Origin of the sequence: Citrobacter sp. B72 (assembly GCF_016894305.1) — a bacterium.
In the GTDB taxonomy this organism is placed as follows: Bacteria; Pseudomonadota; Gammaproteobacteria; order Enterobacterales; family Enterobacteriaceae; genus Citrobacter; species Citrobacter portucalensis.
The window spans coordinates 4920659-4945037 of sequence record NZ_CP069801.1 but is presented as its reverse complement, the minus strand read 5'-3'; the positions used below and the strand labels follow the sequence as shown (position 1 = coordinate 4945037).

The window sequence follows — 24379 nt, the reverse complement described above, 5'->3', positions numbered from 1 at the left end:
GAGACAACGCATGAAAGGTATCATTCTGGCGGGTGGCTCAGGTACTCGCCTGTATCCCATTACGCGTGGCGTATCGAAGCAGCTATTGCCTATTTACGATAAGCCGATGATTTACTACCCGTTATCAGTATTGATGCTGGCGGGAATTCGCGAAATCCTGATTATCACTACACCGGAAGATAAAGGCTATTTCCAGCGCTTACTGGGCGATGGATCTGAGTTCGGCATTGAATTGCACTATGCTGAGCAACCCAGTCCGGATGGATTAGCACAGGCGTTTATCATTGGTGAAACGTTCCTTAACGGGGAACCATCATGTCTGGTGTTAGGAGACAATATCTTCTTTGGTCAGGGATTCAGTCCAAAACTGCGTCATGTAGCCGCCAGAACACAAGGCGCGACGGTGTTTGGTTACCAGGTGATGGATCCTGAACGTTTTGGTGTCGTGGAGTTTGACGACAATTTTCGCGCTATCTCTCTGGAAGAGAAGCCGAAAGCACCAAAATCAAACTGGGCGGTGACCGGTCTCTATTTCTATGACAGCAAGGTGGTGGAATACGCAAAACGCGTAAAACCTTCTGAGCGTGGGGAGCTGGAGATTACGTCTATCAACCAGATGTATCTTGATGACGGACATCTGACGGTAGAATTGCTCGGGCGTGGCTTTGCCTGGCTGGATACCGGTACGCACGACAGTCTTATCGAAGCGAGTACTTTTGTGCAGACGGTGGAAAAACGCCAGGGCTTTAAAATAGCCTGTCTGGAAGAAATCGCCTGGCGTAACGGTTGGCTGGATGACGAAGGCGTGAAGCGTGCTGCCAGTTCACTGGCCAAAACGGGTTATGGTCAATACCTGCTGGAGCTGCTCCGTGCTCGTCCGCGCCAGTATTGAGCCGCTTAGCTGGGAAAATACGTTCTTTGGCGTGAATAGCGCCATTGTGCGTTTTGACCAACGCGCGCCGGTTCTGACTGCGGATGTGTTGCAGCCCTGGTCGCGGGTACAGGCAAAAATTCCTGCCGCCAATACCCATGAATTAGATGCCCTGCAACAGTTGGGCTTCTCACTGGTTGAAGGTGAAGTGGATTTTGTGCTGCCGGTGATGTGTGCGCATGGCGACCCCGGTGCGCAGGTCGCACAAACTACGGATATCCCTGCATTACGCCAACTGGCAGGACAGGCGTTCGCGCAAAGTCGTTTTCGCGCTCCGTGGTATGCCGCAGATGCCAGCACGCGTTTTTATGCGCAGTGGATTGAAAACGCGGTGCTGGGGACGTTCGATCATCAATGCCTCGTTTTTCGTACACCGGCAGGTGATATTCGTGGCTATGTCTCGCTGCGTGAACTGAATGCGACCGATGCGCGAATTGGCCTGCTGGCCGGGCGTGGGGCGGGAGCAGAACTGATGCAGGCTGCCCTTTGCTGGGCGCAGGCTCGCGGTAAAACAACATTGCGCGTGGCGACCCAAATGGGCAATACCGCCGCGCTTAAACGTTATATACACAGTGGTGCGAATGTGGAAAGCACCGCGTATTGGTTATACAGGTGACACGATGATTCCATTTAACGCACCGCCGGTGGTGGGCACTGAACTCGATTACATGCAGTCTGCGATGAACAGCGGCAAACTGTGTGGCGACGGTGGTTTTACCCGTCGCTGCCAACAGTGGCTGGAACAGCATTTTGGCAGCGAGAAAGTATTGCTGACGCCTTCCTGCACCGCATCGCTTGAGATGGCGGCATTGCTGCTGGATATCCAGCCTGGCGATGAAGTCATTATGCCGAGCTATACGTTTGTCTCCACGGCCAATGCTTTCGTGCTGCGCGGCGCGAAAATTGTCTTTGTTGATATCCGCCCGGATACCATGAACATTGACGAAACGCTGATTGAAGCGGCGATCACCGACAAGACCCGCGCTATCGTTCCGGTGCATTACGCGGGCGTAGCCTGTGAAATGGATACCATCATGGCGCTGGCGACCAAACATAACCTGTTTGTCGTGGAAGATGCGGCCCAGGGCGTCATGTCGACTTACAAAGGTCGGGCGCTGGGGACGATTGGTCACATCGGTTGCTTTAGCTTCCATGAGACCAAAAACTATACCGCAGGCGGTGAAGGTGGTGCGACGCTGATTAATGATAAAAAATTAGTCGAACGTGCAGAGATCATCCGTGAAAAAGGAACTAACCGCAGCCAGTTTTTCCGCGGTCAGGTGGATAAGTATACCTGGCGTGATATTGGCTCCAGCTATCTGATGTCCGATCTGCAGGCTGCCTATCTGTGGGCACAACTGGAAGCGGCTGACCGTATTAACCAGCAGCGTCTGGCGCTGTGGCAGAACTACTATGATGCTCTCGAACCGCTGGCGCGTGCCGGACGCATTGATCTGCCTTCTGTCCCGGAAAACTGCGTGCAGAATGCCCATATGTTTTATATCAAGCTGCGCGATATCGACGATCGCACGGCGTTGATTAACTTCTTGAAAGAAGCTGAAATTATGGCGGTGTTCCACTATATCCCGCTACATGATTGTCCGGCTGGCGATAAATTCGGCGTATTTGCCGGTGTTGATCGTTTCACCACTAAAGAGAGCGAGCGTCTGCTGCGCTTGCCGCTGTTTTACAACCTGTCGCCAGTAAACCAGCGAACGGTCATTTCGACCTTACTCAACTACTTCGCCTGATATGTCGCTTGCTAAAGCGTCCTTATGGACGGCAGCCAGTACGCTGGTAAAAATTGGTGCAGGTTTGCTGGTCGTGAAGCTGCTGGCGGTGTCGTTTGGCCCGGCAGGCGTGGGGCAGGCGGGTAACTTCCGCCAGATGGTCACCGTGCTTGGTGTCCTGGCGGGGGCCGGCATTTTCAACGGCGTCACGAAATATGTTGCGCAGCACCATGACGATCCGACCCGGCTCCGTAAGGTAGTCGGTACATCTTCCGCGATGGTGCTGGGATTCTCTACGCTGATGGCGGTGATTTTTCTGCTGGCGGCCGCGCCAATCAGTCAGGGATTGTTTGGCCATACTCATTATCAGGGGCTGGTAAGACTGGTTGCGCTGGTGCAGATGGGTATTGCCTGGGCGAACCTGCTGCTGGCGTTGATGAAGGGCTTTCGCGATGCGGCGGGTAACGCGCTGTCGTTGATTGTGGGTAGCCTGGTAGGCGTGGTGGCTTATTATGGCTGTTATCGCCTGGGAGGGTATGAAGGCGCTTTGCTGGGTCTGGCGTTAGTGCCCGCGTTGGTCGTTATCCCCGCCGCTATTATGCTGATTAAGCGTGGGGCAATTCCCCTGCATTACCTGAAACCCTCGTGGGATAACGGCCTGGCTGGACAGCTAAGCAAGTTTACCCTGATGGCGCTGATTACCTCCGTAACGCTGCCTGTGGCATACGTGATGATGCGAAACCTGCTGGCGGCGCAGTACAGTTGGGATGATGTGGGGATTTGGCAGGGAGTAAGCAGTATCTCTGATGCTTATCTGCAATTCATTACCGCCTCATTCAGCGTTTACTTGCTTCCGACGTTGTCTCGACTGACCGAAAAGCGCGACATTACGCGCGAGGTGGTTAAGTCGCTGAAGTTCGTGTTACCGGCGGTTGCCGCAGCGAGCTTTACTGTTTGGTTGCTGCGTGATTTTGCGATCTGGCTGCTTTTCTCCGCAAAATTCACCGCCATGCGCGATCTGTTTGCCTGGCAACTGGTCGGCGATGTACTGAAAGTTGGGGCGTATGTCTTTGGGTATCTGGTGATCGCGAAAGCATCGCTGCGGTTTTATATTTTGGCTGAAATTAGCCAGTTCATGTTATTGACGGTGTTTGCTCACTGGCTGATCCCTGCACACGGTGCGCTGGGAGCGGCACAGGCTTATATGGCAACGTACATCGTCTATTTTTCTCTTTGTTGTGGCGTGTTTTTACTCTGGCGTAGGCGGGCATGACTGTACTGATTCACGTTCTGGGATCGGATATCCCTCACCATAACCAAACCGTGTTGCGGTTTTTCAACGACTCGCTGGCCGCGACGAGCGAGCATGCGCGCACGTTTATGGTTGCCGGTCAGGATGCGGGACTCAGTGAGAGCTGCCCGGCGTTATCGCTAAGCTTCTACAGCGGGAAAAAGGCGCTTGCTGACGCTGTGATCGCGAAAGCAAAAGCGGATCGCCAACAGCGTTTCTTCTTCCACGGTCAGTTCAACACCAGCCTGTGGCTGGCGCTGCTGAGTGGCGGGATTAAACCGGCGCAGTTTTACTGGCATATCTGGGGCGCTGATTTATACGAAGTCTCCAGTGGACTGAAATTCCGCCTGTTTTACCCGATTCGCCGCATGGCGCAGAATCGTGTGGGCTGCGTGTTTGCCACACGGGGCGATTTACGTTATTTCGCCGAGCAACATCCCCGTGTGCGGGGTGAGTTGCTCTATTTCCCAACGCGAATGGATCCTTCACTCAATAACATGAGCAATGATTGCCAGCGCAGCGGCAAGATGACGGTGCTGGTTGGCAACTCTGGCGATCGCAGCAATGAGCATGTTGCCGCGCTTCGTGCCGTCCATCAGCAGTTTGGTGACACGGTGAATGTGATTGTGCCGATGGGTTATCCCGCCAATAATGCGGCCTATATCGACGAGGTTCGCCAGGCTGGCCTGGCGTTATTTAGCGCAGATAATCTGCAAATTTTGAGTGAAAAGCTGGAATTTGATGCCTATCTAACATTATTGCGGCAGTGTGATTTGGGTTACTTTATTTTTGCCCGTCAACAGGGAATCGGTACCCTGTGTTTGCTGATCCAGGCGGGTATCCCATGCGTGCTCAACCGTGAAAATCCCTTCTGGCAGGATATGGTGGAACAAAATCTTCCGGTGTTATTTACCACTGATGATCTCAATGAAGGCGTCGTACGTGAAGCGCAGCGCCAGTTGGCATCGGTAGATAAAAATACTATTACCTTCTTTAGCCCGAATTATCTGCAGCCGTGGCACAATGCGCTGCGCATTGCTTCAGGAGAAACCGTATGAGCCTGATGCAATTCAGCGGTCTTCTGGTGGTCTGGCTGCTCTCCACCTTGTTTATCGCCACGCTGACCTGGTTTGAGTTCCGCCGCGTGCGTTTTAACTTCAATGTTTTCTTCTCATTGTTGTTCTTGCTGACGTTCTTCTTCGGATTCCCGTTAACCAGCATCCTGGTGTTCCGCTTTGATGTGGCAGTGGCTCCGCCGGAGATCCTTCTACAGGCCTTGCTGTCAGCCGCCTGTTTCTATGCCGTCTACTACGTGACGTATAAAACGCGCTTGCGCAAACGAGTAGATGATAAGCCGCGCAGGCCGCTGTTTACCATCAATCGCGTTGAAGCCCATTTGACCTGGGTTACCCTGATGGCGATTGCGCTGGTGAGCGTGGGCATCTTCTTTATGCACAACGGATTCCTGCTGTTCAGACTGCAATCCTATAGCCAGATTTTTTCCAGTGAAGTCTCTGGCGTCGCTCTGAAGCGTTTCTTCTACTTCTTCATTCCGGCAATGCTGGTGGTTTATTTCCTGCGTCAGGACAGCAAAGCGTGGGTGTTCTTCCTCGTGAGTACCGTCGCGTTTGGTTTGCTGACCTATATGATTGTGGGTGGGACGCGCGCCAATATCATTATCGCGTTTGCCATCTTCTTGTTTATCGGCATTATTCGCGGCTGGATTTCGCTGTGGATGTTGGCCGCTGCAGGCGTGTTGGGCATTGTCGGGATGTTCTGGCTGGCGTTGAAGCGCTACGGAATGAGCGTTAGCGGCGATGAGGCGTTCTATACGTTCCTGTACCTTACGCGCGACACCTTCTCACCGTGGGAGAACCTGGCGCTATTGCTGCAGAATTACCACAATATTGAGTTCCAGGGGCTGGCGCCGATCGTCCGTGACTTCTACGTCTTTATTCCCTCCTGGCTGTGGCCTGGGCGGCCGAGTATTGTACTCAACTCAGCGAACTACTTTACCTGGGAAGTGTTGAACAACCACTCAGGACTGGCGATTTCGCCGACGTTAATTGGTTCACTGGTGGTGATGGGCGGGGCGCTGTTTATACCATTAGGCGCGATTGTTGTTGGGCTCATCATCAAGTGGTTCGACTGGCTGTATGAGCTAGGTAACCGAGAAACCAATCGCTATAAGGCGGCGATTTTGCACAGTTTCTGTTTTGGCGCCATTTTCAATATGATCGTGTTGGCACGTGAAGGGCTGGATTCGTTTGTCTCACGAGTGGTCTTTTTCCTCGTGATTTTCGGCGTTTGCCTACTGGTGGCAAAATTGTTGTTCTGGCTGTTTGATAGCGCGGGACTCATTCATAAACGAATCAAATCGCTGCCCCGGACACAGATTGAAGGATCGTAATGACAGATAACACAACTGCGCCGCTGTATTCGCTGCGCGGATTACAACTGATTGGCTGGCGCGATATGCAACATGCGCTGAATTACCTGTTTGCCGAAGGACACCTCAGGTCAGGAACGCTGGTGGCTATTAACGCTGAGAAGATGCTGACAGCAGAAGATAACCCTGAAGTGAGGGAGCTGATCAACGCCGCGGAGTTCAAGTATGCGGATGGGATTAGCGTGGTGCGTTCGGTGCGCAAAAAATTCCCACAGGCGCAGGTTTCACGCGTGGCCGGAGCTGACCTTTGGGAAGCGCTGATGGCGCGAGCTGGGCAAAACGGAACGCCAGTTTTCCTGGTTGGCGGCAAGCCTGAAGTTCTGGCACAAACAGAAGCAAAACTACGTGCGCAGTGGCGCGTGAACATTGTGGGTAGTCAGGACGGTTATTTTACCCCAGAGCAGCGTCAGACGTTGTTTGAGCGTATTCACGCCAGCGGTGCGCAAATTGTGACGGTGGCGATGGGCTCGCCAAAACAAGAGATCTTTATGCGTGATTGCCGCAAGACTCACCCTGACGCGCTGTATATGGGCGTAGGGGGCACCTACGACGTCTTTACCGGTCACGTTAAGCGTGCGCCTAAAATCTGGCAAAATCTGGGGCTGGAGTGGCTGTATCGCTTATTGTCGCAGCCGAGCCGTATTACTCGACAACTTCGCTTATTACGCTATCTCCGCTGGCACTATACCGGCAACCTCTGACGCTCTCTCTCCTCTGATAAGTAGCGTGATCTGCTAATTACGCTACTTATTCACAACATAATCGCTGCTTTCTCGCACAATCTATTCATTTTTTGAATGCTTTAATTGCCATTTAAGCGATTTTAGGAAACCATTCGCAACAATCATTGCAGTGCCGTGGTGTTTTTGGCGCCAACCGTAAAGCGGTCGGTGCCGCATGGCCTGTTATGGCATAACAAGATGTACCCATAACGAGAACCGGTAATACCGGACAGCATGCAAACACATCAAGAGGATTTATGGCTGAGAACAAACCTGAGCTACAGCGTGGGCTGGAGGCTCGTCACATCGAATTAATTGCCCTTGGGGGCACTATTGGCGTTGGGCTATTTATGGGGGCCGCCAGTACCCTTAAATGGGCGGGACCTTCGGTTCTGCTGGCGTATATCGTCGCCGGGCTGTTCGTGTTTTTCATTATGCGTTCTATGGGGGAGATGTTATTCCTCGAGCCGGTTGCAGGTTCATTCGCTGTTTACGCTCACCGTTATATGAGCCCCTTCTTTGGCTATCTCACCGCCTGGTCATACTGGTTTATGTGGATGGCTGTGGGGATCTCAGAGATTACCGCCATCGGGGTGTATGTGCAGTTCTGGTTCCCGGAAATGGCGCAATGGATACCCGCACTGATCGCGGTCGGACTGGTTGCGTTGGCAAACCTCGCTGCGGTTCGCCTGTATGGTGAAATTGAGTTCTGGTTTGCCATGATCAAAGTGACCACCATCATTGTGATGATCGTCATTGGGGTTGGGGTGATTTTCTTCGGCTTTGGCAATGGCGGCCAGGCGATTGGTTTTGGCAACCTGACCGAGCACGGCGGCTTCTTTGCTGGGGGCTGGAAGGGCTTCCTGACGGCATTGTGTATTGTTGTGGCGTCTTACCAGGGCGTGGAGCTGATCGGCATCACTGCAGGAGAAGCGAAGAATCCACAGGTCACGCTGCGTAGCGCGGTGGGTAAAGTGCTGTGGCGCATTCTGATTTTCTACGTTGGTGCGATTTTTGTCATCGTCACTATTTTCCCGTGGAATGAGATTGGCAGCAACGGTAGCCCGTTTGTTCTCACCTTTGCCAAGATTGGTATTACTGCTGCGGCAGGGATTATTAACTTTGTGGTACTGACGGCGGCGCTGTCTGGCTGTAACAGCGGCATGTACAGCTGTGGGCGTATGCTCTACGCGCTGGCAAAGAATCGCCAGCTTCCTGCCGTTGTTGGAAAAGTATCACGCCATGGCGTGCCGGTTGCCGGAGTGGCTATTTCTATCGCGATCCTGCTGATTGGCTCATGCCTGAACTACATCATTCCTAACCCGCAGCGCGTGTTTGTTTATGTCTATAGCGCCAGCGTGTTGCCGGGGATGGTGCCGTGGTTTGTGATCCTGATAAGCCAGCTGCGTTTCCGTCAGGCGCATAAAGCGGCGATTGCCAGTCATCCATTCCGCTCCATTCTGTTCCCGTGGGCGAATTATTTGACGATGGCGTTCCTGATTTGCGTATTAATTGGCATGTACTTTAATGAAGATACCCGAATGTCGCTTTTTGTTGGCATGGGTTTCTTACTGGCCGTGACGCTCATTTATAAGGTTTTTGGTCTGAATCGTCATGGCACAGCCCATAAATTGCGGGAATAAGCGACAAAACGCACAAACCATGACCAAACGATAATTTATTTTAAAAAAGCACTAGACAGAAGACCGAGACCTCCGTAATATCCAGCCCCGCAACGGCGCTAAGCGCCCGTAGCTCAGCTGGATAGAGCGCTGCCCTCCGGAGGCAGAGGTCTCAGGTTCGAATCCTGTCGGGCGCACCATTTAGTAGGGTGCCAGAGCTGCGGTGGTTTTAATACCGCGTAAAAGATTTGCAGTGGTGGCTATAGCTCAGTTGGTAGAGCCCTGGATTGTGATTCCAGTTGTCGTGGGTTCGAATCCCATTAGCCACCCCATTAATTTAAAGTTGTGAAATGCGAAGGTGGCGGAATTGGTAGACGCGCTAGCTTCAGGTGTTAGTGTCCTTAGGATGTGGGGGTTCGAGTCCCCCCCCTCGCACCACGACTTAAAGAATTGAACTAAAAATTCAAAAAGCAGTAAAACGGCGAGTAGCGCAGCTTGGTAGCGCAACTGGTTTGGGACCAGTGGGTCGGAGGTTCGAATCCTCTCTCGCCGACCAATTTTGAACCCCGCTTCGGCGGGGTTTTTTGTTTTCTGATTTCCCTTCTTAGCCTTCGCATCTGCGAATTTCCTGAAGTCTTAAAAAGTCCGAATACCTGGTTTTTGCAGTGCAATCGTGGCATGCGTTGTGCAATAATATGCGGGTAGATGCTCATTCCATCTCTTATGTTCGCCATCTGGCCTCATAAACTCAGGAATGATGCAGAGCCGTTTACGGTGCTTATCGTCCACAGACAGATGTCGCTCAGGCCTCATCAAACACCATGGACATAACGTTGAGTGAAGCACCCATTTATGTTGTCATACAGACCTGTTTAACGCCTGCTCCTTACCGAGCGGGCGTTTTTTTATGCATAAACAAAATCCTTCGAGCGACTTCTCGAAGGATTTTGTTTATACGATTGAAAAATATGTAGGCCCGGTAAGCGAAAGCGCCACCGGGCATTCAGGAGTTACTGCGGGGGATTGTTGTTCTGCAGCGTCAACATCAGGCCATCACGGCGCATGGTGGCGGCTTCTTCCGGCTGGTGCAGTCTGTCCAGCGCGTCAGCAAGCCAGGCGTAGTCATAGGCATCCGGGCGCTGTTTGAGAGCGGCACGGAAGGCGAGCGTAGCTTCCTGCCATTCCCCATGCTTCATTAACGACTGACCCAGCGTACTCCACAGCAACGGGCGATCGCCCACGGCTTTAATCTGCTGGCGCAGCACTTTTTCTATCTGTTCCGGATTATTGGTTTTCAGACGCGGGATCGGCAGCACCAGGCGGTCATCGTACTGACGTTTCAAACCATCAATGATGACCTGCTGCGCCGTATCGTGATCGTCACACTCAATCAGATGTTCAGCCATTGCTACCTGCAAAGCAACCTGATGACGGGTTTTACGGCTCTGGTTTTTCCACCATGCACGCAGCCCCTCGCTGCCCTGATCGGCGCGGACTTGATCCATCAAGCCAACCCATGCCTGTTGTTCCAGCATGGCGCGGTGCTCGTCATCACCCACATGCGCTTTTGCCATGGATGGGATGATATCCAGCAAGGAACTCCATGCGCCGGTGCGTATGTAGGCCTGCTCAGCCAGACGCAGCACTTCCGGATGGCGCGGCGTCACTTCCAGCAGTTTGTCTACGCTGTGGCGTGCGGCGTGATTTTCATTACGCGCCAGTTGCAGGCGAACGCGAGCGATTTCTACCGGGATCGTATCATTTCCGGCCAGTTCGGCAGCACGCTCAAGGTGTTGGTTGGCGCGCGCTTCGTCACCGCGCTGCTGAGCCGCTTCTGCCGCCAGCAGGTAATTCACTACCGGCTGTTCTGCATGATCGGCATTTTTCGACATCAGCTTCTCAACCTGCTGATAGTCACCTTCTGCCAGTTTGAGTAGGGCCTGTTCGGTCTGCTTACGGGCGCGACGGCGCTTACGACCCACAAACCACCCACGGGTATGTGCGCCGGTGCGGAAGATTCGGCGCAACAGCCATTCAATCGCAAACAGGACGACCATGGCGACGATCAGGATGATCACCAGGCCCGTCACGCTGGTTTCGATATTGTAGTTATCCGTCTGGATCAGCACGTAACCCTGATGACCAGCTATCATCGGACCGACGACGATCCCGGCGATCAACAGCACAAAGAGCAACAATACTTTTAGCATCATTATTCTCCTTGCGGCGCGGTTGCCGGAGCGTCTGTCGAAGGCGCTGGCGCTGCTGCTACCGGTGCTGTGGCAGGCTGCGCCAGTAAATTACGTACGCGGGTCTGCATTAACTTGTCGAGAATAGCCTGGCTCTGCAGCGTTTCCGGAACATCCATACTGATGCTTTGCTGGCTCAGTTGGTCTACTTCTTCAAGGAACGCTTTGGTCGCTGCATCGTCGGTGTCGTAGTAAGCACGCACCCATGTGGAGACATTTTCCAGCGCCTGGCGGTATGTCTCTTCCTGGTGACGCGGCACGGCCTGTGCGGCCACTAACAGACGAGAACGGATGTTCTCTCGTAAGTAAACGTCCTGGTTCGGTGCCAGCAGCGGGACGGCGGTTTCATCACGACGACGAATAGTGATGAAGCTGTCCATAAAGTTCTGCCAGCTTTTTTGCAGATTGACGCGCCATTCGCTAATCGAGCTGGAAAGCTCACTGCTGTCGGAGTCCATTGGTGAATCGTCGGTGTCGTTGTCGGCCAGACGCAGGTTATCAATCTGATTAGAGAGCTGATTCACTTTCAGGATAATGCCGTCATAGTCGACCTGAGTCACCGCGGAGAGGCTCGCGATGTCGTCAGTAATCGCACGTCGCGCGGTAATTAAGCTCGGGTCGTTCATATCTGCCAGACTGGCGTCGGCGCTTTTCAACAGCGCCGCGGCGGTGGTGACGTCCTGATCGCTCCATAATTTACGACCGGCCAGTTTCACCAGAAAATCAGCCTGCGCCAGCAGCCATGTGCCAGCATCGCTGCCGGAGATGGTGGCGACTTTTTGCTGGACTTCATCAAGCTGTTTGACCAGCGCGGCCTGCTGACGTGAGGCTTCATCCAGCTGCGTTGCCTGATGTTTAATAATGCCTTCCAGCTCAGCTTTTTGGCTTTCCTGCGCTTTTTGCAGCGCCGTCAGCTGGTTCGCCAGCGCATCGCTGGTTGCCGTTTGTGTTGTTGCCTGTTGTTTCCCCCAGCCGTACAGCCCAACGCCTGCAGCCAGCGCAATAGCAATCGCCACAGCGCTCAGAATCAGCGCCGTGCTGTTCTTACTCTTTTTTTCAGTATTGACTGGCTGTGACGTGGTTTCCACGGCCTCCCTGGTCTCTTCAACCACGGCGGAGGATTTTTCTTGTTCCGTCATTATGGCATCCCATTATGAGAGTTATTGTAATGCGCGTAGTAGCGCATCGTTGTCGGCGTTATCAGCGACCTTAATATCTTGCCAGCCCAGTTCCCGGGCGAGGTGCGCCAGACGCTCACTGACGACCAACAGCCGACAGCGTAGTAACCAGTGCTCACGATACCACTGCGGAATGAGCGACCAGAGCTGTTGTAGCATCTCTCCGCTGGTGACAACCACCGTGGTTACGCCACGGGATTGCCAGCGCATCGCTTCTTCCGCACCATCGTAATGTTTTGCACTGCGTTGATAACATTCACAAAAATCGACATCGGCTCCGCGTGTCGTCAGGGTTTCACCTATCAGCTCCCGGCCACCGTTGCCGCGTAATATAAGCGCGCGTTTTCCCGCAATATTTTGTAATTCAGGTAATTGTAGCAAGACTTCGCTAATTTCCCGATCCAGAGGGTAGTGAATATTGAAGCCGCTAACAGTATGCAGCGCCAGCGCCGTTGTACGGCCAATGGCAAAATAACGCGGAAGGGATGGCCAGCTTTTCTCTTGCTGGCGAAGCTCGGCATCTGCAAAGGTGACGGCGTGCTGCGAGAGAGCGAAGACCAGATCGTTCTCCGTCAGCGCCGACAGTCGGGAAGCAACCGTTGCCAGTTCCCGACCAGGTGAAAACTCGATGAGCGGAAAACTCCAGGCTACCTGCCCCAGTGTGCGCAGTCGGCTCACTAACTCTTCCCCTGCGGGAGACGGGCGGGTGACCAGAATACTCATGCGGGGGCTTCTCCGTTATAAACTTCCGCCAGAATTGCGCGCGCACCGTTCTCCAGCAGTTCTTCTGCCAGAGAGATGCCCATCTGTTCGGCATCTTGTGTGGCGCCGCGACGTTCTCCGCATACCATCTGTGAACCGTCTGGCGCGCCGACCAGCGCACGTAGCCAAATCTCACCGTCGATGATTTCGGCATAGCTACCAATAGGTACCTGACATCCCCCTTCCAGGCGGGTGTTCATGGCGCGTTCTGCTTTGACGCGTAGCGCGGTCTCTTCATGGTTGAGCGGCGCTAACAGCGCCTGAGTGCGCATATCATCCAGTCGACATTCTATGCCTACTGCGCCTTGCCCGACAGCGGGCAGGGAGACTTCCGGCGGCAGAGCGGTGCGGACTCGCGACTCAAGACCTAAACGTTTTAATCCGGCGACCGCCAGAATAATGGCGTCATAATCGCCGTTATCCAGTTTGCTGAGGCGCGTGCCTACGTTGCCGCGCAGCGAACGGATGACGAGATCCGGGCGACGCTTCGCCAACTGGCACTGGCGGCGCAAACTGGATGTCCCGACGATGCTGCCTGCGGGGAGTTCATCCAGCGAGTTGTACTTATTTGAGACGAAAGCATCACGCGGATCCTCTCGCTCACAAATGGTGACCAGTCCAAGACCGTCAGGGAATTCAACCGGCACATCCTTCATGGAATGCACAGCGATATCGGCGCGTTTTTCCAGCAGCGCGACTTCCAGTTCTTTAACAAACAACCCTTTCCCCCCAACCTTCGCCAGCGGGGTATCAAGGATCACATCGCCACGGGTTACCATAGGAACCAGTTCCACGATCAGACCGGGGTGGTTTGCCATTAAGGCGTCTTTGACATAATGTGCCTGCCAGAGCGCAAGGGGGCTTTGGCGTGTGGCAATTCTCAAAACATTGTCTAACATGCTTGTTACCGTCATTATCAATCATTGACCATCCTAACATCCTTATCAAAGGGATGTCAGCGTTACGCTCAAACGTAAGTGAGAGGAAAAGGCGCTGCATCATCACTGGCAGTGAATAATGACGAGAAACCTCCCGACCGTATGAAGGAATTTACACGTAACGAACGGTGCTACACTTGTATGTAGCGCATCTTTCTTTACGGTCAATGAGCAAGGTGTTAAATTGATCACGTTTTAGACCATTTTTTCGGCTGAACAGCATAAAAAAATATGGGCGAAAAACAGGTAACGGTTATTTTTGACATACGGTTTATCCGAATTGATGGCGATTATTGTGAGCGCTTGCGCCGCGGCAATCGACAACATGACGGATAGCAACATCAGGCGATACGTCTTGTACCTCTATATTGAGACTCTGAAACAGAGACTGGATGCCATAAATCAACTGCGTGTGGATCGCGCGCTTGCTGCCATGGGACCTGCCTTCCAGCAGGTATACAGTCTGCTGCCGACATTATTGCACTACCACCATCCGCTGATGCCGGGTTACCTCGATGGTAACGTTCCCAAAGGCATATGCTTTTACACGCCTGATGAAACCCAACGCCACTACCTGAACGAACTGGAACTGTACCGCGGTATGTCGCCGCAGGATCCTCCCAAGGGCGAACTGCCGATCACCGGCGTTTACTCAATGGGTAGCACCTCTTCGGTAGGGCAAAGCTGTTCCTCTGACCTTGATATCTGGGTCTGCCATCAATCCTGGCTGGATAGCGAAGAGCGCCAGCTGCTGCAGCGAAAATGTAGCCTGCTGGAAAGCTGGGCCGCTTCGCTGGGCGTTGAAGTCAGTTTCTTCCTGATTGATGAAAACCGTTTCCGTCACAATGAAAGCGGCAGTCTGGGTGGTGAAGACTGTGGCTCGACGCAGCATATCCTGTTGCTTGATGAATTCTATCGCACCGCTGTGCGCCTCGCGGGTAAACGTATTCTGTGGAATATGGTGCCGGGCGACGAAGAAGAGCATTACGACGATTACGTCATGACGCTCTACGCACAGGGGGTGTTAACGCCAAACGAATGGCTAGATCTCGGCGGGCTCAGTTCGCTTTCCGCCGAAGAGTACTTTGGCGCCAGCCTCTGGCAGTTGTACAAGAGTATCGACTCCCCGTACAAAGCGGTGCTGAAAACGCTGCTGCTGGAAGCCTATTCCTGGGAATACCCAAATCCACGCCTGTTGGCGAAAGATATTAAACAGCGCCTGCATGACGGCGAGATCGTCTCTTTTGGTCTCGATCCTTACTGCATGATGCTGGAGCGCGTTACCGAGTACCTCACGGCGATCGAAGATCCGACGCGCCTGGATTTAGTGCGTCGATGTTTCTACTTAAAAGTGTGTGAGAAACTGAGCCGTGAGCGCGCCTGCGTGGGCTGGCGTCGTGAAGTATTAAGTCAGTTAGTGAAAGAGTGGGGCTGGGATGACGCCCGTCTGACCATGCTGGATAACCGCGCTAACTGGAAGATTGACCAGGTACGCGAAGCACATAACGAACTGCTCGATGCGATGATGCAGAGCTATCGTAACCTGATCCGCTTTGCGCGGCGCAATAACCTCAGCGTCAGCGCCAGCCCGCAGGATATCGGCGTGCTGACCCGTAAGCTGTATGCCGCGTTTGAAGCGTTGCCGGGTAAAGTCACGCTGGTGAACCCGCAGATATCTCCGGATCTCTCGGAACCGAATCTGACCTTTATCCATGTACCGCCGGGTCGTGCCAACCGTTCAGGTTGGTATCTCTACAACCGCGCGCCTAACATGGACTCGATCATCAGCCATCAGCCGCTGGAATATAACCGCTATCTCAACAAGCTGGTGGCGTGGGCCTGGTTCAATGGCCTGCTGACCTCGCGTACGCATTTGTTTATTAAGGGCAACGGCATTGTTGATTTGCCGAAGCTGCAGGAAATGGTCGCCGACGTGTCGCACCACTTCCCGCTGCGACTGCCTGCGCCAACGCCGAAAGCGCTCTATAGCCCATGCGAAATTCGCCATCTGGCGATCATCGTTAACCTCGAATATGACCCAACGGCAGCGTTTCGCAATCAGGTGGTACATTTTGATTTCCGTAAGCTGGACGTCTTCAGCTTTGGCGAAGAGCAAAATTGCCTGGTAGGAAGCGTCGACCTGCTGTACCGCAACTCGTGGAATGAAGTGCGTACGCTGCACTTCAACGGCGAGCAGGCGATGATTGAAGCGTTAAAAACGATTCTGGGCAAAATGCACCAGGATGCCGCGCCGCCAGATAGCGTCGAGGTCTTCTGCTATAGCCAGCATCTGCGCGGTTTAATTCGCACCCGCGTCCAGCAACTGGTGTCTGAGTGCATCGAATTACGCCTCTCCAGCACCCGTCAGGAAACCGGACGTTTCAAAGCGCTGCGTGTTTCCGGCCAGACGTGGGGATTGTTCTTCGAGCGCCTGAACGTTTCGGTACAGAAGCTGGAAAACGCAATTGAATTCTATGGCGCAATTTCACATAACAAACTGCACGGGCTTTCCGTCCAGGTTGAGACCAACCATGTGAAACTGCCGTCGGTGGTCGACGGTTTTGCCAGCGAAGGGATTATTCAGTTCTTTTTCGAAGAAACGGGTGATGAGCAGGGCTTTAATATCTACATTCTGGACGAAAGCAATCGGGCCGAGGTGTATCACCACTGCGAAGGTAGCAAAGAGGAGTTGGTACGCGACGTCAGCCGTTTCTACTCATCGTCGCACGATCGTTTTACCTACGGCTCCAGCTTCATCAACTTTAACCTGCCGCAGTTCTATCAGATTGTGAAAACCGACGGGCGCGCGCAGGTGATTCCGTTCCGCACCCAGCCGATTAGCGCTGTCCCGCCAGCCAGTCAGGACAACGACACGCCGCTGTTACAGCAGTATTTCTCGTGAGTTAACTTGCCCGGTGGCGCTATGTTTACCGGGCCTACAGTAGGCCGGATAAGCAAAGCGCATCCGGCAAATAAATCAACGGAAGCTCACCTCTTCACCCGCCTGCTGCGTTGCCGCCTGTTCCAACAGATCCCAGAACGTTTCGCCGCTCCGGTCGCAGATCCACTCGTCGCCTTTCAGGTCAAAGTGGTAGCCGCCCTGTTTGGTCGCCAGCCACACCTGGTGCAGCGGCTCCTGACGGTTAATGATAATTTTGCTGCCGTTTTCGAAGCTGATGGTCAGCACGCCGCCGTTGATCTCACAATCGATATCGCTGTCGCCATCCCAGTCATCCAGACGTTCTTCAATGGTCATCCACAGGGTGTCAGCAAGGCGATGAAATTCACTGTCGTTCATTTTCTTATCCTATTTTTCGTGATGCCCGCAGTATAACGTGGAATAAATCGCGATGCAGTTTTTAGCCAAACTCTTGCTTTTACGCCTTCTCCTGCGATGATAGAAAACAGAAAGCATGAACTTTACAGGCAATCCATAATGAAAAACGTGTTAAAGCCACTCGCTGTCATTTTTACTCTGTTCAGCCTGACGGGCTGTGGGTTAAAAGGCCCGCTCTATTTCCCGCCAGCTGATAAAACCGCGCCGCCTCCGACCAAGAGCGTTCAGCCGCAATCGCAATCCACCACGCCTGAGAAAAACGATCGTGGGATTAGTGATGGGCCTTCTCAGGTGAATTACTAACGGCAGGAATAGATTTTACATTTCTGTACCCGCGTGAACGGAGTGAATGATGCAATTCTCTAAAATGCATGGCCTTGGCAACGATTTTATGGTCGTCGACGCGGTAACGCAGAATGTCTTTTTCTCACCAGAGCTGATCCGCCGCCTGGCCGACAGACATCTCGGCGTTGGATTTGATCAACTGCTGGTGGTTGAGCCTCCGTATGATCCGGAGCTGGATTTCCACTACCGTATTTTTAATGCCGACGGCAGTGAAGTGTCACAGTGTGGCAATGGCGCCCGCTGTTTTGCCCGTTTTGTTCGCCTGAAAGGGCTGACTAATAAACGTGATATTCGCGTCAGTACCGCGAATGGTCGTATGGTATTAACCGTAACCGACGACGAGCTGGTGCGGGTGAATATGGGCGAACCCAATTTTGAACCCTCGCAGGTTCCTTTTCGCGCTAACAAAGCAGAGAAGACCTATATTATGCGCGCGGCCGAACAGACAGTATTGTGCGGCGTGGTTTCAATGGGGAACCCGCACTGCGTGATTCAGGTTGATGATGTTGATACGGCCACGGTAGAAACACTGGGACCGGTTCTGGAAAGCCACGAACGCTTCCCTGAACGCGCCAATATCGGATTTATGCAGGTGGTAAAACGCGAACATATCCGACTGCGCGTCTATGAGCGCGGCGCGGGTGAAACGCAGGCCTGCGGCAGCGGTGCGTGCGCTGCCGTTGCGGTCGGTATCCAGCAGGGTCTGCTGGCAGAAGAAGTGAGGGTGGAATTACCGGGCGGTCGACTTGATATCGCCTGGAAAGGTCCGGGTCATCCGCTGTATATGACTGGCCCGGCGGCACATGTCTACGACGGATTTATTCACTTATGAAGCAACCAGGGGAAGAACTACAGGAAACGCTCATGGAGCTGGACGACCGGGCGGTCGTCGATTACCTGCAACGTAATCCTGAGTTTTTTATCCGTAATGCCCAGGCCGTTGAAGCGATGCGAGTTCCGCACCCAGTGCGGGGCACGGTCTCTTTAGTGGAATGGCATATGGCGCGGGCACGTAATCATATTAACGTGCTGGAAGAGAACATGGCGTTGTTGATGGAACAAGCCAACGCCAATGAAAGCCTGTTCTATCGTCTGTTAAATCTGCAAGGGCGGCTGGTGTCGGCCAGCAGTCTTGACGACATGCTGATGCGATTTCATCGCTGGGCGCGTGAGTTAGGGCTGGCCGGAGCGACGGTTCGTCTGTTCCCGGATCGCTGGCGACTTGGCGCGCCATCAAAATTCACCCATCTGGCATTAAGCCGTCAGGCTTTTGAACCGCTGCGTATCCAGCGTCTGGGTCAGTCACAGCACTATCTTGGGCCGCTCAATGGTCCGGAATTGCTGGTCATGATGCCGGAGGCGAAAGCCATAGGCTCGGTAGCGATGTCGATGCTCGGGCAAGATGGCTCTCTGGGCGTGATGCTGTTTAGCAGCCGTGACGTTAATCATTACCAGCAGGGGCAAGGCACGCAATTGCTGCAGGAAATCTCGCTGATGTTGCCGGAACTGCTGGAGCGCTGGATTGAACGCGTATGACCGATTCACCCCTTTCTCAGGATGTGGCGCGCTTTTTGCGCTATCTGGGCGTTGAGCGTCAGCTTAGCCCGGTCACATTGCTTAATTATCAGCGTCAGCTTGATGCCATCATTGCGTTATCCGGAGAGACCGGTCTGCAAAGCTGGCAACAATGTGATGCTGCGATGGTACGTAGTTTTGCTGTTCGCAGCCGTCGTAAAGGACTGGGGCCGGCGAGTCTGGCACTGCGTCTCTCCGCGTTACGCAGTTTCTTCGATTGGCTGGTTAATCAGGGCGAGCTGAAAGCTAATCCGGCAAAAAGCGTTTCCGCGCCGAAAGCACCGCGTCATCTCCCTAAAAATATCGATGTCGACGATGTTAATCGTCTGCTGGATATCGATCTCAACGATCCCCTTGCTGTGCGCGATAGAGCAATGCTGGAAGTGATGTACGGCGCGGGTCTGCGTTTATCTGAGTTGGTTGGGCTGGATATTAAACATCTCGACCTCGACACCGGCGAAGTGTGGGTGATGGGTAAGGGCAGTAAAGAGCGTCGTCTGCCGATTGGCCGCAACGCGGTGGCGTGGATTGAGCACTGGCTGGATCTACGCGGGCTATTTGGCAGCGATGACGATGCGCTATTTCTGTCCAAACTGGGCAAACGTATCTCGGCGCGTAACGTGCAGAAACGATTTGCTGAATGGGGTATCAAGCAGGGGCTGAACAGCCACGTACATCCCCACAAATTGCGTCACTCCTTTGCGACGCATATGCTTGAGTCGAGCGGCGATCTGCGCGGAGTGCAGGAGTTATTGGGGCATGCCAATCTCTCCACGACCCAAATCTATACCCATCTTGATTTTCAACACCTGGCTTCAGTGTACGATGCGGCGCATCCGCGCGCCAAACGGGGGAAATAATGCGTTTTTACCGGCCTTTGGGGCGCATTTCTGCGCTCACCTTTGACCTTGATGATACCCTTTACGATAACCGTCCCGTTATCACACGCACCGAGCAGGAAGCGCTCGCGTTTGTACAGAATTACCATCCGGCGTTGAATTCGCTGCAAAATAGCGACCTACAGCGCTTACGCCAGGCCGTACGCGACGCCGAGCCGGAAATCTACCACGATGTTACCCAATGGCGTCACCGTGCCGTAGAGCGCGCTATGCTGGAGGCGGGGTTGTCAGCGGCAGAAGCCAGAATGGGGGCGAATGCGGCGATGATGAATTTTGCCAAATGGCGTAGCCGCATTGAAGTCCCGCAGACGACGCATGACACGCTGAAGGCGCTAGCTCGCAAATGGCCGCTGGTGGCGATCACCAACGGTAACGCGCAGCCGGAACTGTTTGGCCTGGGTGATTACTTTGAGTTTGTGCTGCGCGCCGGTCCCGACGGGCGATCAAAACCCTTTAGCGACATGTACACCTTGGCGGCGGAAAAACTGAAAATGCCTGTGGGTGAGATTCTGCACGTGGGTGATGACCTGACGACGGACGTCGCGGGCGCCATCCGTTGTGGTATGCAGGCCTGCTGGATCAAACCGGAAAATGCCGACCTGATGCAAACCGCAGACAGTCGTTTGCTGCCGCATATCGAAATTTCACAGTTGGCATCTCTGACCTCGCTGATATAATCACCAGCAGAACTCTGTATATATACCCAGCTTTTTGGCGGATGGCGCTACGCTTATCCGCCTTACCTACTTTTACGCGGCGGTGCCAATGGACGTTTCTTACCTGCTCGACAGCCTTAATGATAAACAGCGTGAAGCGGTGGCCGCGCCACGCAGCAACATGCTGGTTCTGGCAGGCGCGGGGAGTGGTAAAACGCGCGTGCTGGTGCACCGTATCGCCTGGTTACTGACGGTTGAGAACAACTCGCCGTACTCCATTATGGCGGTGACCTTTACCAACAAAGCGGCGGCGGAAATGCGCCACCGTATCGGCCAGATCATGGGAACCAGCCAGGGCGGTATGTGGGTGGGGACATTCCACGGTCTGGCCCACCGTCTGCTGCGCGCGCACCATATGGATGCGAACCTGCCGCAGGATTTTCAGATCCTCGACAGTGAAGACCAACTGCGTTTGCTCAAGCGTCTGATCAAGGCGATGAACCTTGATGAGAAGCAGTGGCCGCCGCGTCAGGCGATGTGGTTCATCAACAGCCAGAAAGACGAAGGGCTGCGTCCGCATCATCTGCAAAGCTACGGCAACCCGGTTGAGCAAACCTGGCAGAAAGTGTATCAGGCTTACCAGGAAGCGTGTGACCGCGCGGGGCTGGTGGATTTCGCCGAGCTGCTGCTGCGCGCCCACGAGCTGTGGCTCAACAAACCGCATATCCTGCAGCACTACCGCGAACGTTTTACCAATATCCTGGTGGACGAATTTCAGGATACCAACAACATTCAGTACGCGTGGATCCGCCTGCTGGCGGGCGATACCGGCAAGGTAATGATCGTCGGCGATGACGATCAGTCGATCTATGGCTGGCGCGGAGCGCAGGTGGAGAACATCCAGCGCTTCCTCACTGATTTCCCCGGCGCAGAAACTATTCGCCTGGAGCAGAACTACCGCTCGACTAACAATATCCTCAGCGCGGCCAACGCCCTGATTGAAAACAACAACGGGCGTCTGGGTAAAAAGCTGTGGACCGATGGCGTCGACGGCGAACCGATCTCGCTGTATTGCGCGTTCAACGAACTCGATGAAGCGCGCTTCGTGGTCAATCGCATCAAAACCTGGCAGGACAACGGTGGTGCGCTGGAGCAATGCGCCATTCTGTATCGCAGCAACGCCCAGTCGCGCGTACTGGAAGAGGCGTTGTTACAGGCCAGCATGCCGTATCGGATTTATGGCGGGATGCGTTTCTTCGAACGCCAGGAAATCAAAGATGCGCTCTCTTACCTGCGCTTGATCGCCAACCGCAATGACGACGCCGCATTTGAACGTGTGGTGAATACACCCACCCGCGGGATTGGCGATCGTACTTTAGATGTGGTGCGTCAGACCTCCCGTGACCGCCAGCTAACGTTGTGGCAGGCCTGTCGTGAGCTGTTGCAGGAAAAAGCCCTCGCGGGTCGCGCCGCCAGCGCCTTACAGCGCTTTATGGAGCTGATTGACGCACTGGCGCAGGAGACCGCCGATATGCCGCTGCACGTGCAGACTGACCGGGTGATTAAAGACTCCGGCCTGCGCATGATGTACGAGCAGGAAAAAGGCGAGAAAGGCCAGACGCGTATCGAAAACTTAGACGAACTGGTGACGGCAACGCGCCAGTTCAGCTACAACGAAGAAGACGAAGACTTAATGCCGCTGCAGGCGTTCCTGTCTCACGCCGCGCTGGAAGCGGGCGAAGGGCAGGCGGATACCTGGCAGGATGCGGTACAGCTGATGACGCTGCACTCGGCGAAAGGTCTGGAGTTCCCGCAGGTGTTTATCGTCGGGATGGAAGAAGGTATGTTCCCCAGCCAGATGTCGCTGGACGAAGGTGGTCGCCTCGAAGAAGAGCGCCGTCTGGCTTACGTAGGTGTGACCCGCGCGATGCAAAAGCTGACGCTGACCTACGCCGAAACGCGTCGTCTGTACGGCAAAGAGGTTTACCATCGTCCGTCGCGCTTTATCGGCGAACTGCCGGAAGCGTGCGTTGAAGAGGTTCGCCTGCGCGCCACTGTCAGCCGACCGGTGAGCCATCAGCGGATGGGTACGCCAATGGCGGAAAATGATACCGGCTATAAGCTCGGCCAGCGAGTGCGCCACGCTAAATTTGGCGAGGGCACTATCGTCAACCTGGAAGGAAGCGGCGAACACAGTCGTTTGCAGGTCGCGTTCCAGGGGCAGGGGATCAAATGGCTGGTTGCCGCCTACGCCAGACTGGAAACGGTATGATCGCCTGATGTCGCTGCGCTTATCAGGCCTACGCGGAACGTAATATTTTGATTTGTAGGCCGGATAAGGCGAAGCCGCCATCCGGCTATCTGTCGGTTAATATTCTGAAATCATAGATAAATAATTCCCCTCTGCTAACCTTTCTGTATAAGGGGAAATTATTACTTTTTCGCCATCCGTTGCGTGTTGACGTCAAAATTTTGCTGGCGTAACATGCGCGCACGATTACGCTAAGAGGACATTCGCCTTGGACACACCCAGTAGATACTGGCTCATTATCCTGTCATCCAGGATCAACTCCTAAGGCTATCCCTTTTTGCTGATAGCCTTCGCGGTTGTCAGCGACCTTCTGTTTTTTCCCGTCGCGCTGAGTCAGGCTGTTTAATGGTCTGAAACCCAATTTGTTTCTGTGTGCCCTCCGAACTGTCCGATAATTTTTTGCATTGGGAGTCCCGGTCATGCTGAGCGCATTTCAACTGGAAAACAATCGTTTAACTCGCCTTGAGGCAGACGAGATCGAACACCTGGCCAGTTCGGTTTGGGTCGATTTAGTCGAGCCGGATGACGAAGAACGAAACCGTGTGCAAAAGGACTTGGGCCAGAATCTGGCTACGCGCCCTGAACTGGAAGACATCGAAGCATCCGCACGTTTTTTTGAAGACGAAGACGGTCTGCACATCCACTCCTTCTTCTTTTACGAAGACGCCGACGATCACGCGGGTAACTCAACCGTCGCATTTACCATTCGCGAAGGCCGCCTGTTTACTCTGCGCGAGCGCGAACTGCCGGCCTTCCGCCTGTACCGCATGCGTGCGCGTAACCAGGCGATGGTGGATGGTAACGCTTACGAGCTGTTGCTCGACCTGTTCGAAACCAAAATTGAACAGCTGGCAGATGAAATCGAAAACATCTACAGCGACCTGGAAAAACTCAGCCGTGTGATCATGGAAGGGCGTCAGGGCGATGAGTATGACGAAGCGCTGTCGACGTTGGCGGAACTGGAAGATATCGGCTGGAAGGTACGTCTGTGTCTGATGGATACCCAGCGCGCGCTGAACTTCCTGGTGCGTAAAGCGCGTTTGCCGGGCAGTCAGCTGGAGCAGGCGCGTGAGATCCTGCGCGATATCGAGTCACTGCTGCCGCATAATGAATCGCTGTTCCAGAAGGTTAACTTCCTGATGCAGGCGGCGATGGGTTTTATCAACATCGAGCAGAACCGCATCATCAAGATCTTCTCGGTGGTTTCTGTGGTATTCCTGCCGCCGACGCTGGTGGCTTCCAGCTACGGGATGAACTTTGAGTTTATGCCGGAATTGCACTGGAGCTTCGGTTACCCGGGCGCGATTGTCTTTATGATGCTCGCGGGTTTGGCGCCGTATCTGTACTTTAAGCGCAAGAACTGGCTGTAATCACTGTACTTTAT

The 24379-nt window shown here is 53.9% G+C and carries 22 protein-coding genes and 4 tRNA genes; 21 read left to right on the top strand and 5 right to left on the bottom strand.

The features are described from left to right. Nucleotides 1-10: 10 nt before the first annotated feature. The 12 genes from rfbA (at nt 11) to JQN59_RS23605 (ending at nt 9301) form a co-directional block, all read left to right on the top strand. Entirely contained in the window at nt 11-892 is an 882-nt protein-coding gene (rfbA, locus tag JQN59_RS23660; protein WP_032945685.1) for a glucose-1-phosphate thymidylyltransferase RfbA, read from the top strand. Continuing rightward, nucleotides 870-1547, top strand: a complete 678-nt coding sequence (gene rffC, locus JQN59_RS23655) for a dTDP-4-amino-4,6-dideoxy-D-galactose acyltransferase (RefSeq protein WP_149608254.1) — start codon at nt 870-872, stop codon at nt 1545-1547. Before rfbA ends, rffC begins: the two co-directional genes overlap by 23 nt. Nucleotides 1548-1551: 4 nt before the next feature. Further along, nucleotides 1552-2682 (top strand): dTDP-4-amino-4,6-dideoxygalactose transaminase, encoded by a 1131-nt coding sequence (gene rffA, locus JQN59_RS23650; protein ID WP_032945690.1) that lies wholly within the window; start codon nt 1552-1554, stop codon nt 2680-2682. 1 nt (nt 2683) lies between these two features. After that, nucleotides 2684-3934: a lipid III flippase WzxE gene (wzxE, locus tag JQN59_RS23645; protein ID WP_003017971.1), complete on the top strand. Its 1251-nt coding sequence runs from the start codon at nt 2684-2686 to the stop codon at nt 3932-3934. After that, a complete protein-coding gene (locus JQN59_RS23640) occupies nt 3931-5010 on the top strand; it encodes a TDP-N-acetylfucosamine:lipid II N-acetylfucosaminyltransferase (protein ID WP_048227521.1) in 1080 nt (359 codons plus the stop codon). The genes wzxE and JQN59_RS23640 overlap by 4 nt, the downstream gene beginning before the upstream one ends. After that, nucleotides 5007-6362 (top strand): ECA oligosaccharide polymerase, encoded by a 1356-nt coding sequence (gene wzyE / locus JQN59_RS23635; protein WP_149608253.1) that lies wholly within the window; start codon nt 5007-5009, stop codon nt 6360-6362. Before JQN59_RS23640 ends, wzyE begins: the two co-directional genes overlap by 4 nt. After that, the gene (wecG, locus tag JQN59_RS23630) at nt 6362-7102 is read left to right on the top strand and encodes a lipopolysaccharide N-acetylmannosaminouronosyltransferase (RefSeq protein ID WP_071446058.1); all 741 of its coding nucleotides are present in this window, start codon (nt 6362-6364) and stop codon (nt 7100-7102) included. The genes wzyE and wecG overlap by 1 nt, the downstream gene beginning before the upstream one ends. A gap of 278 nt (nt 7103-7380) precedes the next feature. Beyond that, nucleotides 7381-8766, top strand: coding sequence for a bifunctional threonine/serine APC transporter ThrP (gene thrP, locus JQN59_RS23625; protein WP_003828980.1), 1386 nt, complete (start codon nt 7381-7383; stop codon nt 8764-8766). Between the two features lie 102 nt (nt 8767-8868). Further along, nucleotides 8869-8945 (top strand) — tRNA-Arg (locus JQN59_RS23620). 56 nt (nt 8946-9001) lie between these two features. Next, a tRNA-His gene (locus tag JQN59_RS23615) sits at nt 9002-9077 on the top strand. A 20-nt stretch (nt 9078-9097) separates the two neighbouring features. Further along, a tRNA-Leu gene (locus tag JQN59_RS23610) sits at nt 9098-9183 on the top strand. Between the two features lie 41 nt (nt 9184-9224). Beyond that, nucleotides 9225-9301 (top strand) — tRNA-Pro (locus JQN59_RS23605). Nucleotides 9302-9755: 454 nt separating this feature from the next. On the opposite strand, the gene hemY is transcribed toward JQN59_RS23605, so the two are convergent. From hemY to hemC, 4 genes are read right to left on the bottom strand one after another with little or no spacing between them, the layout of a single operon-like run. Next, nucleotides 9756-10955: a protoheme IX biogenesis protein HemY gene (hemY, locus tag JQN59_RS23600; RefSeq protein WP_048215221.1), complete on the bottom strand. Its 1200-nt coding sequence runs from the start codon at nt 10953-10955 to the stop codon at nt 9756-9758. 2 nt (nt 10956-10957) lie between these two features. Next, nucleotides 10958-12133, bottom strand: a complete 1176-nt coding sequence (gene hemX / locus JQN59_RS23595; protein WP_149608252.1) for a uroporphyrinogen-III C-methyltransferase — start codon at nt 12131-12133, stop codon at nt 10958-10960. A gap of 21 nt (nt 12134-12154) precedes the next feature. After that, nucleotides 12155-12895, bottom strand: a complete 741-nt coding sequence (gene hemD, locus JQN59_RS23590) for a uroporphyrinogen-III synthase (RefSeq protein WP_149608251.1) — start codon at nt 12893-12895, stop codon at nt 12155-12157. Further along, complete coding sequence (hemC, locus tag JQN59_RS23585) at nt 12892-13833, bottom strand: hydroxymethylbilane synthase (RefSeq protein ID WP_003828972.1); 942 nt, start codon at nt 13831-13833, stop codon at nt 12892-12894. Before hemC ends, hemD begins: the two co-directional genes overlap by 4 nt. 394 nt (nt 13834-14227) lie before the next feature. Between hemC and cyaA the strand changes: the two genes are divergently transcribed. Continuing rightward, on the top strand, nt 14228-16774 hold the full coding sequence (cyaA, locus tag JQN59_RS23580) for a class I adenylate cyclase (protein ID WP_032934207.1): 2547 nt from the start codon (nt 14228-14230) through the stop codon (nt 16772-16774). A 75-nt stretch (nt 16775-16849) separates the two neighbouring features. Here the strand turns inward: cyaA and cyaY are convergent, their stop codons facing one another. Continuing rightward, nucleotides 16850-17170, bottom strand: coding sequence for an iron donor protein CyaY (gene cyaY, locus JQN59_RS23575; RefSeq protein ID WP_003828967.1), 321 nt, complete (start codon nt 17168-17170; stop codon nt 16850-16852). A gap of 138 nt (nt 17171-17308) precedes the next feature. Here cyaY and lptM point away from each other — a divergent pair, with 138 nt between their 5' ends. The 8 genes from lptM to corA all read left to right on the top strand — a co-directional run bounded on the left by lptM (nt 17309) and on the right by corA (nt 24365). Beyond that, nucleotides 17309-17512 (top strand): LPS translocon maturation chaperone LptM, encoded by a 204-nt coding sequence (gene lptM / locus JQN59_RS23570; protein WP_003017937.1) that lies wholly within the window; start codon nt 17309-17311, stop codon nt 17510-17512. A 49-nt stretch (nt 17513-17561) separates the two neighbouring features. Beyond that, nucleotides 17562-18386: a diaminopimelate epimerase gene (dapF, locus tag JQN59_RS23565; protein WP_003017933.1), complete on the top strand. Its 825-nt coding sequence runs from the start codon at nt 17562-17564 to the stop codon at nt 18384-18386. Further along, nucleotides 18383-19090, top strand: coding sequence for a DUF484 domain-containing protein (locus JQN59_RS23560; RefSeq protein WP_008787084.1), 708 nt, complete (start codon nt 18383-18385; stop codon nt 19088-19090). Before dapF ends, JQN59_RS23560 begins: the two co-directional genes overlap by 4 nt. Continuing rightward, the gene (gene xerC, locus JQN59_RS23555) at nt 19087-19989 is read left to right on the top strand and encodes a tyrosine recombinase XerC (RefSeq protein ID WP_048227524.1); all 903 of its coding nucleotides are present in this window, start codon (nt 19087-19089) and stop codon (nt 19987-19989) included. The genes JQN59_RS23560 and xerC overlap by 4 nt, the downstream gene beginning before the upstream one ends. Next, nucleotides 19989-20705, top strand: a complete 717-nt coding sequence (yigB, locus tag JQN59_RS23550) for a 5-amino-6-(5-phospho-D-ribitylamino)uracil phosphatase YigB (RefSeq protein WP_032945701.1) — start codon at nt 19989-19991, stop codon at nt 20703-20705. Before xerC ends, yigB begins: the two co-directional genes overlap by 1 nt. A gap of 88 nt (nt 20706-20793) precedes the next feature. Then, nucleotides 20794-22956 (top strand): DNA helicase II, encoded by a 2163-nt coding sequence (gene uvrD / locus JQN59_RS23545; protein ID WP_003828957.1) that lies wholly within the window; start codon nt 20794-20796, stop codon nt 22954-22956. A 247-nt stretch (nt 22957-23203) separates the two neighbouring features. Then, entirely contained in the window at nt 23204-23260 is a 57-nt protein-coding gene (ysgD, locus tag JQN59_RS27070; protein WP_212723238.1) for a YsgD/CorL family protein, read from the top strand. A gap of 154 nt (nt 23261-23414) precedes the next feature. Then, the gene (gene corA / locus JQN59_RS23540) at nt 23415-24365 is read left to right on the top strand and encodes a magnesium/cobalt transporter CorA (RefSeq protein WP_003017920.1); all 951 of its coding nucleotides are present in this window, start codon (nt 23415-23417) and stop codon (nt 24363-24365) included. Nucleotides 24366-24379: the final 14 nt, after the last annotated feature.

What these genes read in the sequence shown, in the direction of transcription:
- uvrD (WP_003828957.1), top strand. Translation starts at nt 20,794, where the DNA reads ATGGACGTTTCTTACCTGCTCGACAGCCTTAATGATAAACAGCGTGAA.
- wzxE (WP_003017971.1), top strand. Translation starts at nt 2,684, where the DNA reads ATGTCGCTTGCTAAAGCGTCCTTATGGACGGCAGCCAGTACGCTGGTA.
- cyaY (WP_003828967.1), bottom strand. Translation starts at nt 17,170, where the DNA reads ATGAACGACAGTGAATTTCATCGCCTTGCTGACACCCTGTGGATGACC.
- hemY (WP_048215221.1), bottom strand. Translation starts at nt 10,955, where the DNA reads ATGCTAAAAGTATTGTTGCTCTTTGTGCTGTTGATCGCCGGGATCGTC.
- wzyE (WP_149608253.1), top strand. Translation starts at nt 5,007, where the DNA reads ATGAGCCTGATGCAATTCAGCGGTCTTCTGGTGGTCTGGCTGCTCTCC.
- corA (WP_003017920.1), top strand. Translation starts at nt 23,415, where the DNA reads ATGCTGAGCGCATTTCAACTGGAAAACAATCGTTTAACTCGCCTTGAG.
- dapF (WP_003017933.1), top strand. Translation starts at nt 17,562, where the DNA reads ATGCAATTCTCTAAAATGCATGGCCTTGGCAACGATTTTATGGTCGTC.
- hemC (WP_003828972.1), bottom strand. Translation starts at nt 13,833, where the DNA reads ATGTTAGACAATGTTTTGAGAATTGCCACACGCCAAAGCCCCCTTGCG.
- JQN59_RS23560 (WP_008787084.1), top strand. Translation starts at nt 18,383, where the DNA reads ATGAAGCAACCAGGGGAAGAACTACAGGAAACGCTCATGGAGCTGGAC.
- thrP (WP_003828980.1), top strand. Translation starts at nt 7,381, where the DNA reads ATGGCTGAGAACAAACCTGAGCTACAGCGTGGGCTGGAGGCTCGTCAC.
- rffA (WP_032945690.1), top strand. Translation starts at nt 1,552, where the DNA reads ATGATTCCATTTAACGCACCGCCGGTGGTGGGCACTGAACTCGATTAC.
- JQN59_RS23640 (WP_048227521.1), top strand. Translation starts at nt 3,931, where the DNA reads ATGACTGTACTGATTCACGTTCTGGGATCGGATATCCCTCACCATAAC.
- wecG (WP_071446058.1), top strand. Translation starts at nt 6,362, where the DNA reads ATGACAGATAACACAACTGCGCCGCTGTATTCGCTGCGCGGATTACAA.
- yigB (WP_032945701.1), top strand. Translation starts at nt 19,989, where the DNA reads ATGCGTTTTTACCGGCCTTTGGGGCGCATTTCTGCGCTCACCTTTGAC.
- lptM (WP_003017937.1), top strand. Translation starts at nt 17,309, where the DNA reads ATGAAAAACGTGTTAAAGCCACTCGCTGTCATTTTTACTCTGTTCAGC.
- hemD (WP_149608251.1), bottom strand. Translation starts at nt 12,895, where the DNA reads ATGAGTATTCTGGTCACCCGCCCGTCTCCCGCAGGGGAAGAGTTAGTG.
- xerC (WP_048227524.1), top strand. Translation starts at nt 19,087, where the DNA reads ATGACCGATTCACCCCTTTCTCAGGATGTGGCGCGCTTTTTGCGCTAT.
- rfbA (WP_032945685.1), top strand. Translation starts at nt 11, where the DNA reads ATGAAAGGTATCATTCTGGCGGGTGGCTCAGGTACTCGCCTGTATCCC.
- hemX (WP_149608252.1), bottom strand. Translation starts at nt 12,133, where the DNA reads ATGACGGAACAAGAAAAATCCTCCGCCGTGGTTGAAGAGACCAGGGAG.